The following is a 15,071-nucleotide window of genomic DNA, read 5'->3' as shown; positions in this document are numbered from 1 at the left end:
GGTATCCAACCACACCTGCGTCACGCAGCCAATGCAGAATGCGACGCGGGAGGGGCGATTCCGGCTTGATCCCCTCCGTCCCCTTTTTCTGGAGCAGGCGCATGAACCGTTGGCGTTGCGGTATGGCGATGGTACTGGGGCTGGCGGCGATGCCAGCGTTTGCGGCGATGAAGACGCAGCCGGTGGAGTGGAAGCACCAGGGCACGACCTTCAGTGGCGTGCTGGTCTATGACGATGGCGACAACGACAAGCGCCCGGGCCTGGTGATGGTGCCGAACTGGAAGGGCGTGAACGAATCGGCCATCGAGAAGGCCAAGCAGCTGGCTGGCGATGACTACGTGGTGCTGGTGGCCGATGTGTACGGCAAGGGCGTGCGACCGAAGACCGATGCCGAGGCCGGGCCGGTGGCGACCAAGCTGCGCAATGATCGACCACTGCTGCGGGCGCGGGCACTGGAGGCGGTCAACGTGCTGAAGGCGCAGGCGGGCAAGGCACCGCTGGACGCCAGCCGGATCGGCGCGGTGGGCTTCTGCTTCGGTGGCACCACGGTGCTGGAACTGGCCCGCGCCGGCGCGCCGCTGGCGGGCGTGGTCAGCCTGCATGGCGGGCTCGGCTCGCCCTTGCCGGCGCAGGCCGGCGGCAACCATCCGTCGGTGCTGGTGTTGAATGGCGCCGACGACAAGAGCGTGACCGCCGAGGATATCGGCAGCTTCCAGAAGGAAATGGATGCGGCCAAGGTGGACTGGGAGTTCACCAACTACAGCGGTGCGGTGCACTGCTTTGCCGAGCGCGATGCCAACAGCCCGCCGGGCTGTCAGTACAACGAGCGTGCGGCGAAGCGTGCCTGGAAGGCGCTGGATGAGTTCTTCGAGGAGCGCTTCGAAAAGCGTTGAGGCGATACAGAGGTAGTGCCGGCCGCTGGCCGGCAACCTCCTGATGCTGCGGGTGCTATCGGGACTGCCGGCCAGCGGCCGGCACTACCGAATGCCGTCAATGCGAACGCTGTACCGCGTAGCGGGTCAGGCCGCGCAGGGCGGCGACGGCATCGTTGTCGGCCAGGCCGTCGAGCGCGCGCTCGGCGGTTTCCGCATATTCCTCGGCGCGACGGCGGCTGTAGTCCAGGCCACCGGTGGCGTGGATCGCGGCCAGCACTTCCGGCATCGCCGAGGCGTCACCGTTCTGCACGATCTCGCGCAGGCGCTGGCGGGTGGCTTCATCCGAATGGGCCATGGCGTGGATCAACGGCAGCGTGGCCTTGCCTTCGGCCAGGTCGTCACCGAGGTTCTTGCCCAGCTCGTCGGCGTTGGCCGAGTAATCCAGCACGTCATCGGCGATCTGGAAGGCGTAGCCCAGGTGCATGCCGTAGTCGTACAGGGCCTGCTGGGTGGCTTCATCGACGCCGCTGGCCAGTGCACCCAGGCGGGTGCCGGCGGCGAACAGCACTGCAGTCTTGCGCTCGATCACGCGCAGGTAGGCCGCTTCGTCGGTGTCCGGGTTGTGCACGTGCAGCAGCTGCAGCACTTCGCCTTCGGCGATGCGGTTGGTGGTGTCGGCCAGGATCTGCATCACCGACATCCGGTCCAGCTCGACCATCAGCTGGAAGCTGCGCGAGTACAGGAAGTCGCCCACCAGCACGCTCGGCGCATTGCCCCACAGTGCATTGGCGGTGCTGCGGCCGCGGCGCAGGCTGGATTCGTCCACCACGTCGTCGTGCAGCAGGGTGGAGGTGTGGATGAACTCGATGATCGCGGCCAGCTGGTGGTGCTCGGGGCCGGCGCCGCCGACCGCATGGCCGGCCAGCATCACCAGCATCGGCCGCAGGCGTTTGCCGCCCGCGGAAATGATGTGGTCGGCGATCTGGTTGATCAGCACCACATCCGAGGACAGCCGGCGGCGGATCAGGGCATCGACGGCAGCCATGTCGGCTGCGGCAAGCGACTGGATCTGGGACAGGCCCAGGGCGGGACGGGTGTCTTCAGTGATGGTCATGCGATCAGGCTTTCAGGCTCATCCCTGATTATAGGCGTTGCCTGTGAATTGGGGAGGAAACCGGTTCCCAGGCCGCCGCTGCGGACCGCCGACCACGTCGTCCGGCGTGAATACGTATGCAGGCAGCGCCATCGTCGTGGGCCCCCGCTAAGCTTGCGGGAGTTGGTTTTCAGCCCGCTTGCAGCGGGTCCCGCATGCCCGGAGGGGGGCTGTCGATGTCGCACTATCCATGGTGGCGCGGAGCCGTCATCTACCAGATCTACCCGCGCAGTTTCCTCGACGCCAACGGCGACGGGGTAGGCGACCTGCCGGGCATCATCCAGCGCCTGGACCATATCGCCGCGCTGGGCGTGGATGCGATCTGGATCTCGCCGTTCTTCCGATCGCCAATGGCCGACTTCGGCTATGACATCGCCGACTACCGCGATGTCGATCCGCTGTTCGGCAGCCTGGACGACTTCGACCGGCTGCTGGCCAAGGCGCATGGTCTTGGCCTGAAGGTGATGATCGACCAGGTGCTCAGCCATACCTCGATCGACCATGCCTGGTTCCGCGAGAGCCGGCAGGACCGCAGCAATCCGAAGGCGGACTGGTATGTGTGGGTGGATCCGCGCGAGGACGGCACGCCCCCCAACAACTGGCTGTCGCTGTTCGGCGGCGGCGCCTGGCAGTGGGAGCCGCGCCGCGAGCAGTACTATCTGCACAACTTCCTGGTGGACCAGCCGGACCTGAATTTCCACCACCCGGAGGTGCAGCAGGCGACCTTGGACAACGTGCGCTTCTGGCTGGACCGGGGCGTGGATGGCTTCCGCCTGGATGCGATCAACTTCTGCTTCCATGACGCGCAGCTGCGCGACAACCCGCCCAAGCCGGCCGACAAGCGCGTCGGCCGCGGCTTCAGCGCGGACAACCCGTACGCCTACCAGTACCACTATTACAACAACACCCAGCCGGAGAACCTGCCGTTCCTGGAGCAGCTGCGCGCCCTGCTGGACGAGTACCCGGGGGCGGTGAGCCTGGGCGAGATCTCGTCGGAGGACTCGCTGGCGACCACCGCCGAATACACCCAGGATGGCCGCCTGCACATGGGTTACAGCTTCGAGCTGCTGGTCAACGACTACAGCGCGGCCTACATCCGCGACACGGTGTCGCGACTGGAAGCGGCGATGACCCAGGGCTGGCCGTGCTGGGCGGTGTCCAACCACGATGTGGAGCGCGCGGTCAGCCGCTGGGGTGGCCATCCGGCCGACCCGCGCCTGGCGCGGATGCTGGTGGCGCTGCTGTGCTCACTGCGCGGCTCGGTCTGCCTCTACCAGGGCGAGGAGCTGGGCCTGGCCGAGGCCGAGGTGCCGTTCGAGGCGCTGCAGGACCCGTATGGGATCACCTTCTGGCCGAACTTCAAGGGCCGCGACGGCTGTCGCACGCCGCTGCCGTGGATCGACGCGCCGCTGGCCGGCTTCACCACCGGCAAGCCGTGGCTGCCGATCCCGGCCGAGCACCAGGCTGCGGCCGTGGCGGTGCAGGCGCAGGATCCGCAGTCGGTGCTGTCGGCCTTCCGCGGCTTCCTGGCCTGGCGCCGCACCCAGCCGGCCCTGCTGCACGGTGAGATCCGGTTCCTGGACAGTGCCGAGCCAGTGCTGCTGTTCGAGCGTATGCTTGCAGATGAAACCCTCCTGCTGGCCTTCAACCTGTCGGCCGAGGCGGTGACCCATCCGCTGCCGGCGGGTACCTGGCAGCAGGTGGCCGTACCGGGCCCGGATGCGGGTACCGTGCAGGGCAACGAACTGCAGCTGCCACCGCGTGCGGTGTATTGCGCACGACGCAGCTGACCGATTTCTCCGGTGGCGGTACTTGCGGGGACGGGGCCGAAGCGCCCCGTCCCTTTTTTGTGGGCGCAGTTGCGGTGCAGGGCATCCACGCATGGCGTGGATCTACTGGAGAGACGATGTTCCGGTGATCGGCATCCACGCATGGCGTGGATCTACTGGGGCCGTGTGGCGGTGATCGGGATCCACGCATGGTGTGGATCTACCGGAGAGGCGATGCTTCGGTGATCGGCATCCACGCATGGCGTGGGTCCACCGGAGGAGACATTGCGGTGATCGGCATCCGCACGTGGCAAGGGTGCACCGATGTCAGTAGATCCACGCCATGCGTGGATGGGCCTTGCCGATCATCTGTCGGCACGCGCGCAAAAGAAAACCCGCTGCCTGCGCAGCGGGTTTCCGGTCCTGCTTCCTGCGGGGTTGCCAGGCATGGCCCGGCGTTACCGGTGGGGCAATTGCCGGCCAGCGGCCGGCACTACCGTGCAGGTCAGAACTTGTAGTTCACGCCCAGCATATAGGTCCGGCCCCACTCGATGTATTCCAGTGGGCGATCCCTGGTGCCGGCGTAGGTGCGGTACGGCTCGTTGGTCAGGTTGCTTCCCTGCAGCAACAGTGTCAGCCCGCGCAGGCTGCTGCTGTCGCTGAAGGTGTAGCTGATCTGCGCATCGGTCACGTTCTCGCCCACCACGTAGCGCAGGGTGCGGTTGCCGTTGAAGTTGCCGATCTCGCCGATGAAGTCCGAACGACGACGCTGGCTGACGCGTGCTTCAAAGCCACTGCGCTCGTAATAGGCAGTGAAGTTGTACACGCGCTTGGACAGGCCGGGCAGGCTGATCGGGTCGGTGCCGACGCTGGATGCGCTTTCCGGATCCAGGATCTGGATGTCGCTCTTGTTGAAGGTCGCGCTGGCCTGTACGCCGAAGCCACGCAGGCTGTCGGTCAGCATGTCCAGCGGGAACGACGCGGTCAGCTCCAGGCCCTTCAGCGTACCGCCCTTGCCGTTTACCGGGGTCGAGAACGTGCCGGTCGGCAGCACCGGCACCACCATGCCCGGCGGCGGCACATAGTTGCCCAGCAGCCCGGTGAAGTCGTAGTTGTCCACCGACTGGGTGTAGACGTAGCTCTTCAGGTCCTTGTAGAAGATCGCGGCAGCCACGTAGGCCTTCTCGCCGAAGTACTTTTCGTAGGACAGGTCGAGCGCGGTAGCGCGCCACGGATCCAGCAGCGGATTGCCGCCACTGCCGCCGGGGCGGCCGGTACCGGTATCCACGCCGAACTCCAGTCCGGCCCGCATCTGGTCCACGCGCGGGCGGGCGACCTGCTTGGCTGCAGCAAAGCGCAGGGTCTGCTCGTGCGGGAACATGAAGGCCAGGTTCAAGCTCGGCAGCCAGTCGTTGTACTTGCGGCCATCGGAGTACGGCTGGATGTTGTTGCCGGCCGCCTGCGAGCTGTCCCAGTAACGCGAGTCCGAGCTCTGGTCGGTGTGCTGCATCTGCACGCCGATGTTGCCGCGCACGCCGACCACGCCGATGTCGGTGTTGATGTTCAGGCGCGCCCAGGCGGTGGTGATCTTTTCCTGCACCGTCCACGACTTGGGAATCAGGTAGTCGAGGTTGTCGACCGGATTGAAGGTCATGTAGCGACTGACCGCACCCGGCACGTTCCAGGCCGGGATGGTGCCCAGACCGGCGAAGCCGAGGTTGACCGGGCGGTACTGCAGATCCGATGCGATGTTGGCATCGCCCTGCGCGCCCAGCAGGATGTTGCCTTCAGACTGGGTCTTCACCTTGCGGCGGTCGGCATAGTTCACGCCGATATCGAGGTCCGGTGCCCAGGACGCCATTGCTTCCGGCAGGGCGATGGTCGCGGCCAGCTTGCCGCCCTTCAGGCGGTCTTCCACCTTCGGTACCTTGCCGTAACCAGAACCGTAGATGGTGTTGGTCAGGAACAGCGCATCCGGGTTGGAGTAGTTCAGGCCCGGGCTGATCTGCGAGAAGCCATCCTGGCGGAACTGCACACCGACCGTATCCAGCTGCGGCATCGGGGTCAGCTGCAGGTTGTTTTCCAGGTTCAGCTCGTCGCGGGTGGCCTTGGAATAGTTCAGGTCGGCGACCAGCTTGAGGCTGCCGAAGGTGAACTCGTTGTTCCAGCCGAACGCATCGATCTTGTCCTTGCGCTTGTTGTACATGCCGCGCACCAGCGGGTAAACGCCACTGGCGGTGCCACCGGTGAAGGTGCCATTGGCATTGACCTGCGGATTGCTGACCAGCAGGCCCGGGGTGTAGTTGCCGTTGTAGTTGCTGAGGTTGAGCTCGAACTGGTTGGCGGTGTCGATCTGCTCCGCCTCGGTATGGAACGCGTCGAAGGTGCTGGTCCAGCTGTTGTTCGGCCGGAACTGGATCGTGGCCATCACACCGTCGCGCTTGTTGTTGCCGGTGCGGCGCAGTGCCTTGATGCCGTCGGTGAAGTAGGTGCCAGCGGCAACACCCGGGCGGTTGCCGTTGGTGGTGTGTTCGGTGGTCCACGGTTCGTACAGACCGACCTGGTTTTCCTGGATCGGCATGTCGCTGTGCGCGTAGCCGATGGCGATGCCCAGCGTCTTGTCCAGGAACTGGTCGATGTAGCTGGCGCTGAAGCGGTTGCCGTACGGATCGGTGTCGGCGGCGCGGCCCAGCGAGCTCTTCTGGTAGCGGCCGCTGATCGCGATGACGCGGTCGGGGAAGCTGAGCGGACGTGCGGTCTGCATGTCGATGGTGCCCGACAGGCCCTGGCCGACCAGTGCCGCATCCGGGGTCTTGTACACGGTCACGCCGTTGACCAGCTCGGACGGGTACTGGTCGAACTCGACGCCGCGGTTGTCGCCGGTGCTGACCACTTCACGCCCATTGAGCAGGGTGGTGGCGAAATCCGGCGACAGGCCGCGCACGCTGATCACCTGCGCACGACCGGCCACACGCTGCGCGGCAAGGCCGGGCAGGCGCGAGATCGATTCGGCGATGCTGACGTCGGGCAGCTTGCCGATGTCTTCGGCGGAGATCGCCTCAACTACCGAGGTGGCGTCCTGCTTGGTGGCGATGGCGCTTTCGATGCCGCGACGGATGCCGGTGACCTGCACGGTATCCAGGTTGGTGGCGGCGGTGCCGGTCGGCGGGGTGGTGGTGGTCTGCGTGGACTGTGCTGCTGCCAGCGACGGCGTCAGTACGACGGCCAACGCGATGCTCAGCGCACTGCGCTTGTGGTTCAACATTTTCCCCTCCCAGGCAATGTTGTAGTGCGATTCGTGGTCGTCCCGATGCTGTCGAGGACGTGCGACGCGGTGGCCGCTGTCGTCGCCGCTATGGTAGGCAGCGCGTTCTTCGTGGGAATCACCCTGCATACGTATTCAATGGCGTTTGCAGGGTTGTAATCGCTTTCAGGTGCATCGTTCCGTAGAGCCGAGCCCACGCTCGGCTGGGTTCCGGTGCTGCGCACCGCCGCCCGAGCATGGGCTCGGGCGCTACAGGGGCGCGCAGGCCGGCAAGCGTTCAGTGGACCGGTGTGAAGCGGATGGCCTGCCCGCCACCCGGCGCCAGCACCAGGGTGAGTGAATCGGTGCTGCTGACCTCGCGGGCCTCGCGCTTGAAGGCGAAGGGATTGCTGCGGAAATCCGCGCCGTCGCCATCTCGATAGATCTCGGCGCGGTAACGCACGCCCGGCTCCAGGAAGCCCAACGACACCGGCAGCACGCGGCCGTTCTCATCGGTGATGCTGCCGAGGAACCAGTCGCGACTGTTGCGGTCGCGGCGCACGATCGTCACATAGTCGCCGACCTCGCCATCGAGCACGCGGCTCTGCTCCCAATCCACCGCGACGTCCTCGATGAAGCGGAACGCGTCGCGGTGCTGCAGGTAGTGCTCGGGCAGGTCCGCGGCCATCTGGATCGGGCTGTACAGCACCACGTACAGGGCAAGCTGGCGGGCCAGCGTGCTGGGGATGGCCTGGCCACCGCGTCCCTTCAGGCTGAGGATGCCGGGGGTGTAATCCATTGGCCCGGCCAGCATGCGGGTGAACACCAGGTTGACCTCATGCTCGGGCGGGTTCGGTGGCTGGCCCCAGGCGTTGTATTCCATCCCGCGCGCGCCTTCGCGCGAGATCCAGTTCGGGTAGGTGCGGCGCAGGCCGGTGTCCTTGATCGGCTCGTGCGGATTCACCGACAGGTGCCGGCGCGCGGCCTCCTGCACGACCTTAAGGTGATGACGGGCCATGAACTGCCCGTCGTGCCACTCGCGCCACAGCGGGCCGCCGGCCGGGTTGCGGCGATCAACCTGACCGTCGTCGCAGACGTAGCCGGTCTTGAACTGATCCACGCCCAGCCGCGCGTACAGGTCCAGCGCAGTATCCAGCTGGTCTTCGTAGTGCTCTATGGCACAGCCGGTTTCATGGTGACCGATCAGGTGCACGCCCTTTTTCAGCCCATAGGCCGAAAGCGCTTCGATGTCGAAATCCGGCGTGGCGCGGGTGAAGTCGAAGTCGTAGCCGTTGCCGACCCAGTTGCCGTCCCAGCCCGGATTCCAGCCTTCCACCAGCACACCACGGAAGCCGTGCGCAGCGGCGAAGTCGATCACCTTCCGCGTCTTCGCGGTGGTGGCGGCATGCTTCGGTCCGGTCGCCCAGCTTTCCTCATCCAGGTGCATCGACCACCACACGCCGAGGTACTTGGCCGGTTTCACCCAGCTCACATCGCCCAGCGCATTGGGCTCATTGAGGTTGAGGATCAGGTCGGACTCGACCAGCCCGCCGGCGCGGTCGGCGATCTGCACGGTGCGCCATGGCGTGGCGAAGGGCAGGGCGCGGCGCACCTTCCAGCCTTCGGCAGAAGGCGAAAGCTGCGCGCGCAGGCGCTGGCCCTCGGTGCGACGCAGCCACATGCCGGCGTAGTCGACCAGGGCCGCTTCATGGATGGCCACGTGCAGGCCGTCGTGGCTGCGCAGGGTCATCGGCGTGTGCACCAGCGGCACTTCGCGCAGCGGCGTGCGCTGGTACAGGTATTCGTAGTGGATCGGTTCGCCAGCGGGTATCCACCAGGCCGTGGACTCCGGTGCGATGGCGAACTCGGTCAGCTCGTCATCGATGATCGCTTCGCGCAGGTTTGGTTGCTCGGGGAACATGTAGCGGAAACCCAGGCCGTCGTCGTAGACGCGGAACACCACGTCCAGCCGACGCTTGCTGCCGGTGGTTTCGGCCAGGTGCACGGTCAGCTCGTTGAAGTGGTTGCGGGTGATCCGGCGCTCGCCCCAGGGCTGCTCCCAGAGGTCGTCGACACTGTGGCGTTCCTGCGCCAGCAGGCTGAAGTCGCGGTCGAGGCGACCATCCCGCAGTTCAAAACCCAGCTTCGAATCGGCCACCACGGTCTGGCCGAGGCGCTCGACGCGGTAGCGTGCGGTGCCACCGTCCAGCACCAGGCTGACCTTCAATACCTTGTCCGGTGATTCGACGCTGGCGATCTGCGGTGCAGCCGCCTGTGCCAGCGTGGCCAATCCCAACAGGGCCAGGCCGAAGGCGTGCGCGAACACTGCGCGTACAGCTGTGGGTGACGTCGGCATTTCCCCTCCCAAGGCGCCGTTGACAGACCCGGACCATAAGCCAGCGCGGCAGGTGCGCCGGTACTGCGCGCCATGAATACGTATGCAGCTGGACGCAGCCGACAGCCCCGCGTCTACCATGGGGCCAAGGCACCTTGAGGGAGGTGCCGCGCCCGCACGCCGGCAACGGCAGTGCGGACCCACAACGGTGCAGAGAGGGAGGGAGGTCGACGGGCGCAAGCCGGTCTGCCGCTTCGATGCTGAAGATCATTTGCCTGACCGCTGCCCTGGGGGCAGCGCTGGGGAAGACCGCGCACGCGGCCGACCTGACATTCGACGGCCGCCAGGCGCGTGCCGAAGCCGCTGCCAAGGGCAGCTTCATCCTGCATGCGCGCACACCGGAAGGGCGCGGCGAGGTGCGCATCGCCGCCGCGCCCATGCGCAGCCAGACCGGCAGCGTGATGTTCGATGCGCTGTTCGCACTGGCCCAGCAGGAAATGGACCAGAACCGGGTGGATGCCATCCGTGATCCGGCCTTCGATGGAGGCCGTCCGGTACCGTGCGAGTGCTTCCAGACCGGCGCGCGCTGGCCGTACGTGTGGACGCGCGACGTCGGCTTCGCTGCCGACCTGGCGCTGGCCAAGCTGGACCCGAAGCGCACCCGGCAGTCACTGCAGTTCAAGTTGTCGGCGGCGCGCGACGGGCATACGCCTGGTCTGTTCGTGGCCCAGGACACCGGCTCCGGCGGCAGCTGGCCGATCAGCAGCGACCGCGTGGTGTGGTTTCTGGCCGCACGCCACCTGCTCGATGACCCTGCGTTTGCCGAGCAGGTATGGCAGGCGCTGCAGGGCACGCTGGCGCAGGACCGGGCGATGGTGTTCGACGCGCAGATGGGCCTGTATCGCGGCGAGACCTCGTTCCTCGACTGGCGCGAGCAGACCTACCCGGACTGGACACGCGAGGACGTGCGCTTCATCGGCGATTCCTATGCGCTGTCCACCAACGTGCTGCACTACCAGGCGCTGCGCCTGGCGCAGCAGATGGCCGCGCAGCTGGGCGACGAACGCAGCGAACAGTACAAGGCCTGGGCCGACGCACTGGCGGTGCAGATCGACGCACGCTTCTGGCGCGAAGACATGGGCCAGTACATGAGCTACATCGGCGAAGCGGCGCACCCGGTGCCGTACGCCAAGATCGATCTGCTCGGCCTGTCGCTGGGCATCCTCGCCGACGTGCTGCCTGCTGAGCGCGCGCGCCGGGCGCTGGCGGGCTATCCGATGGGTGCTGCCGGCAGCCCGGTGGTGTGGCCGCAGGAAGCGCAGCAGCCGATCTACCACAACCGCGCGATCTGGCCTTTCGTCAGCGCCTACTCGCTGCGCGCGGCGCGCAGGGTGGACGATGCACCGCGCATCGCCGCCGAGATCCGCTCGCTGATGCAGGGGGCGGCGTTGGCCGGCTCCAACATGGAGAACTACGAGCTGGTCACCCAGGCCGTGCACGTGGACGAAGGTGCCTTGAGCGGCCCGGTGGTCAACTCAGAGCGCCAGTTGTGGTCAGTGGCCGGCTATCTGTCGATGGTGACCGAGGGTGTGTTCGGCGTGCAGGACGATGGTCGCGTGCAGCCCAAGCTGCCGGCCGAACTGGTGCCGGAGCTGTTCGGAAAGCAGAAGCGGATCAGCCTGGAGGCGGGCGGCAAGCGCTATGTGCTGGAGCGCCCGAAGCAGGTGGGTGCTGGCTTGCTGGTCGCGGGAAAGACGCGCACGCGTGGTGCCACGACGACCGTGCAGCTGGTCGCCGCGCCGGCAGCGGCGAGCCATGATGTGCTGCGCGCCGATGCCAATGCACGTGCGCCGGCCACGCCGCTGGCGCCGCAGGCAAAGCGCAACGGCAAGGGCTGGACCATCGCGGTCGCCGCCGGCCAGGTGCTGTGGCAGGACGGTATCGCGGCCTCGGCCAGCAAGGGCCAGGTGCGCGTCGGTGATGACGGCCTGCAGCACTGCCTGAGCCTGACCCGTCGCGAAGGTTCGCTGGAATCACTGCACAGTCCGATGGTCTGCGTCGGCCCGCAGCAGGTGCTACGTGGCAGCCGGCAGTGGCAGTTCAACGCCGCCAAGGCGGGCCACGTGCGCCTGCGCCTGCAGTACAGCAACCCGAACGGTCCCATCAACACCGGTGTGACCGCGGCGGTGAAACAGCTGGCCGTGCAGTGCAAGGGCCAGCCGCCGCAGCGGCACACGGTGGCTCTGCCGCACAGCGTGGCGGCGCAGGATTCGACCGCTGCAACCTTCGCGGTGCCCAAGGGCCGCTGCACGGTCACCCTGGAAGAGGGCTTCAACATGAGCGCGCTGCAGCACTTCGCGCACTACACCGGCGGCAAGGGCGGGCGTGATGGCGTGCTCAACCAGGCCCAGGTACAGGCGCTGAAGATGGCGCCGGTGGCGGCAACAGAGGACGCACGATGAGTCGTCCTGCAAAGCCGCAGTTGTCGTTCTGGCAGATCTGGAACATGTGCTTCGGCTTCCTTGGCATCCAGTTCGGTTTCGCCCTGCAGAATGCCAACGCCAGCCGCATCTTCGAAACGCTGGGTGCGGACATGGAGGCGGTGCCGGGGCTGTGGATCGCCGCACCGCTGACCGGCCTGCTGGTGCAGCCGGTGATCGGCTACCTGTCCGACCGCACCTGGACGCGCTGGGGACGGCGCCGCCCGTTCTTCATGATCGGCGCGGTGCTGACCACGCTGGCCCTGCTGGTGATGCCGAACTCGCCAACGCTGTGGATCGCGGCCGGCACGCTGTGGGTGCTGGACGCCTCGATCAACGTGTCGATGGAGCCGTTCCGCGCCTTCGTCGGCGATCAGCTGGCACCGCGGCAGCGCCCGGCCGGCTATGCGATGCAGAGCTTCTTCATCGGCGTCGGCGCGATTGTTGCCAGCTTCCTGCCCTTCATCCTGGCCCACTTCGGCGTTGCCAACACGGCAGCGGCGGGCGAGGTGCCCGATACAGTGCGCTATGCGTTCTACTTCGGCGCGGTGGTGCTGCTGGCGGCAATCACCTGGACGGTGGTCAGCACACGTGAGTATTCGCCCGACGAGCTGGCCAGCTTCGATGACGCCGAACCACCGGCGCACCACGCCGGCACTGCGGTCACCGGCCCTGCGCCGTGGGCGCAGGTTGCGCTGTGGCTGGGGCTCGGCGTGCTGCTGGCGGCACTGATCGCGTGGCGCCAGGGCGACAAGATGCTGTACGTGCTGGCCGGCCTGTGCGCGGGCTACGGTGCACTGCTGGCGGCGGCACGGGTACTGCCGGGCACGCACATGCTGGCCGCCATCGTCGGCGACCTGCGTGCGATGCCGATCACCATGCGCCGGCTGGCCTGGGTGCAGTTCTTCTCGTGGTTCGCCCTGTTCGCGATGTGGATCTTCACCACGCGTGCAGTGGCCGGCATGCACTTCGGCTCCACCGACGTCGAATCGGCGGCCTACAACGAAGGCGCCAACTGGGTCGGCGTGCTGTTCGGTGCCTACAACGGTTTCGCTGCACTGGCCGCGGTGTTGATCCCGCCAATGGTGCGGGCGATCGGCCTGCGCTGGAGCCATCTGGTCAACCTGTGGCTGGGCGGGGCAGGGCTGATCTCGATGATGTTCATCGACGATCCGCAGTGGCTGCTGCTGTCGATGGTCGGCGTGGGTTTCGCCTGGGCCTCGATCCTGTCGTTGCCCTATGCGCTGCTGTCGGACAGCGTGCCGGCGGCGAAGATGGGCGTGTACATGGGCATCTTCAATTTCTTCATCGTGATCCCGCAGCTGGTCGCGGCCAGCGCGCTCGGTTTCGCCCTGCGCGCATGGTTGGGTGGCCAGCCGATGCATGTACTGGTGCTGGGTGGCTGCAGTCTGTTGATTGCCGGCCTGTGCGTGTTGCGGGTTCCGTCCCGTCCGGAGGTGGTGTGATGCGTGGTGCCCTGTCTGTTGCTGTATCACTTGTGCTGTTCGCTGGCCACGCCGCGGCTGCGCCACGTCCGTCCTATGTCGGTACCACCGAGCCGTTCGCCAGCGACGCGGTGTATTTCGTGGTCACCGACCGCTTCGTCAACGGCGATCCGTCCAACGATCACCGCGACCAGGGCGGCAAGCACCGCACGTTCGATATCCCGGTGCCGTGCCCGGACAAGGTGGACGGCAACATCGGCTATCTCGGTGGCGATTTCCGCGGCGTGCTCGACAATGCCGACTACATCCGCAACCTCGGCTTCGGCGCGGTGTGGATCACGCCCATCGTCGACAACCCGGATGAAGCATTCACCGGCAGCAAGCCTATCAGCTGCACGAGCACCCTGACCGACCGTGGCAAGACCGGCTACCACGGCTACTGGGGCATCAACTTCTACAAACTCGATGAACACCTGCCGAGCAGGGACCTGGACTTTGCCGGGTTGACCAAGGGTCTGCACGGCGCCGGCCTGAAGGTGGTGCTGGACATCGTCGGCAACCACGGGTCGCCGGCATGGACCATGCCCACGCGGCAGCCGCAGTTCGGCCAGATCTTCGACAAGGACGGCACGCTGATTGCCGACCACCAGAACCTGCCGCCGCAGAAGCTGGACCCGAAGCACAATCCGCTGCACGCGTTCTACAACAACATCGGTCCGGTCGACAGCAAGGACGGCTCCATCTTCGATGGCAACCTGGCCGAGCTGAGCGACTTCAACCAGGACAACCCGGCAGTGATGGACTACCTGGTGGGGGCCTACCTGCAGTGGACTGCGCAGGGCGTGGATGCGCTGCGCATCGACACCATTGGCTGGCTGCCGCATTCGTGGTGGCACGCGTTCGTCAACCGCATCCGCGCGCAGCACCCGGGCATGTTCATGTTCGGCGAAGCGTTCGACTACAACGCGGCCAGCATCGCCGAACACACCTGGCCGGCCAACGCCAATGTCAGCGTGCTCGACTTCCCGCTGCGCGGCGCGCTGGAACAGACCTTCGGCACTGCCGGCAAGGGGTTTGAAACCCTGGCTGAGCCGTTGCACCTGACCGGTGGCCCGTACGCCAACCCGTACGAGCTGATGAGCTTCTACGACAACCATGACATGCCGCGCCTGCAGGCCAGCGACAACGGCTTCATCGACGCGCACAACTGGCTGTTCACCGCACGTGGCATTCCGGTGGTCTATTACGGCTCAGAGACCGGCTTCATGCGCGGCCGTGCGGAACATGCCGGCAACCGCGCCTACTTCGGCCAGCCGCGGGTGGATGCTGCCCCGCAGAGCCCGATCTTCGCGCCGCTGCAGCGCATCGCCAAGCTGCGTGAGGCCACTCCGGCGCTGCAGCGCGGCCTGCAGGTGAACGAGCGGCTGCAGGGTGATGAGGCCGTGTTCTTCCGCGTGCTGCAGCACGCCGACGTGGCGCAGACTGCGCTGGTGCTGTTGAACAAGGGTGATGCCGCGAAGACCTTCAACGTGGACCGCTATCTGCAGGCCGGCACCTGGCGGGACGCGCTGGACGGCGGCGAGGTGAAAGTGACTGGGGCGCTGAAGGTGGAGGTGCCTGCGCACGGGGTGAAGGTATTCGTACTGGACGCGGACGTGAAGCAGCCGGCGCTGCAGGCCGAGCTGGACAAGGCCGTGGCCGATCAGCAGGCGCGCGACCAGCGGCTTCGGAAACCATAGTGCCGGCCGCTGGCCGGCAACCCATGAAACC

Annotated in this window: 8 protein-coding genes; 5 read left to right on the top strand and 3 right to left on the bottom strand. The window is 66.5% G+C overall.

Annotation, left to right across the window (positions count from 1 at the left end; all coding sequences use genetic code 11):
- The first annotated feature begins 101 nt into the window (after positions 1–101).
- A complete protein-coding gene (locus tag QOL57_RS05415) occupies positions 102–893 on the top strand; it encodes a dienelactone hydrolase family protein (RefSeq protein ID WP_089239398.1) in 792 nt (263 codons plus the stop codon).
- 97 nt (positions 894–990) lie between these two features.
- On the opposite strand, the gene QOL57_RS05410 is transcribed toward QOL57_RS05415, so the two are convergent.
- The gene (locus QOL57_RS05410) at positions 991–1,989 is read right to left on the bottom strand and encodes a polyprenyl synthetase family protein (protein WP_089239400.1); all 999 of its coding nucleotides are present in this window, start codon (positions 1,987–1,989) and stop codon (positions 991–993) included.
- Between the two features lie 215 nt (positions 1,990–2,204).
- Here QOL57_RS05410 and QOL57_RS05405 point away from each other — a divergent pair, with 215 nt between their 5' ends.
- Entirely contained in the window at positions 2,205–3,818 is a 1,614-nt protein-coding gene (locus tag QOL57_RS05405) for an alpha-glucosidase family protein (RefSeq protein WP_089239402.1), read from the top strand.
- Positions 3,819–4,302: 484 nt separating this feature from the next.
- Here QOL57_RS05405 and QOL57_RS05400 read toward each other — a convergent pair whose 3' ends face one another.
- Together QOL57_RS05400 and QOL57_RS05395 are read right to left on the bottom strand one after the other, a co-directional pair.
- Positions 4,303–7,062, bottom strand: coding sequence for a TonB-dependent receptor (locus QOL57_RS05400; RefSeq protein WP_176429866.1), 2,760 nt, complete (start codon positions 7,060–7,062; stop codon positions 4,303–4,305).
- Positions 7,063–7,339: 277 nt separating this feature from the next.
- On the bottom strand, positions 7,340–9,397 hold the full coding sequence (locus QOL57_RS05395) for a glycoside hydrolase family 97 protein (protein ID WP_089239404.1): 2,058 nt from the start codon (positions 9,395–9,397) through the stop codon (positions 7,340–7,342).
- A 236-nt stretch (positions 9,398–9,633) separates the two neighbouring features.
- On the opposite strand from QOL57_RS05395, the gene QOL57_RS05390 reads away from it, so the two are divergent.
- The 3 genes from QOL57_RS05390 to QOL57_RS05380 are packed head-to-tail and all read left to right on the top strand — an operon-like array spanning position 9,634 to position 15,040.
- The gene (locus QOL57_RS05390; RefSeq protein ID WP_089239406.1) at positions 9,634–11,838 is read left to right on the top strand and encodes a Six-hairpin glycosidase-like protein; all 2,205 of its coding nucleotides are present in this window, start codon (positions 9,634–9,636) and stop codon (positions 11,836–11,838) included.
- Positions 11,835–13,322, top strand: a complete 1,488-nt coding sequence (locus QOL57_RS05385) for an MFS transporter (RefSeq protein ID WP_089239408.1) — start codon at positions 11,835–11,837, stop codon at positions 13,320–13,322. Before QOL57_RS05390 ends, QOL57_RS05385 begins: the two co-directional genes overlap by 4 nt.
- Entirely contained in the window at positions 13,322–15,040 is a 1,719-nt protein-coding gene (locus QOL57_RS05380) for an alpha-amylase family glycosyl hydrolase (RefSeq protein ID WP_089239410.1), read from the top strand. The genes QOL57_RS05385 and QOL57_RS05380 overlap by 1 nt, the downstream gene beginning before the upstream one ends.
- The last annotated feature ends 31 nt before the right edge of the window (positions 15,041–15,071 follow it).

The organism is Stenotrophomonas sp. yr243, from assembly GCF_900184195.1.
Taxonomy (GTDB): domain Bacteria; phylum Pseudomonadota; class Gammaproteobacteria; order Xanthomonadales; family Xanthomonadaceae; genus Stenotrophomonas; species Stenotrophomonas lactitubi.
Note: the sequence above shows the minus strand (reverse complement) of the source record. Positions and strands in the feature narration are given on the sequence as shown.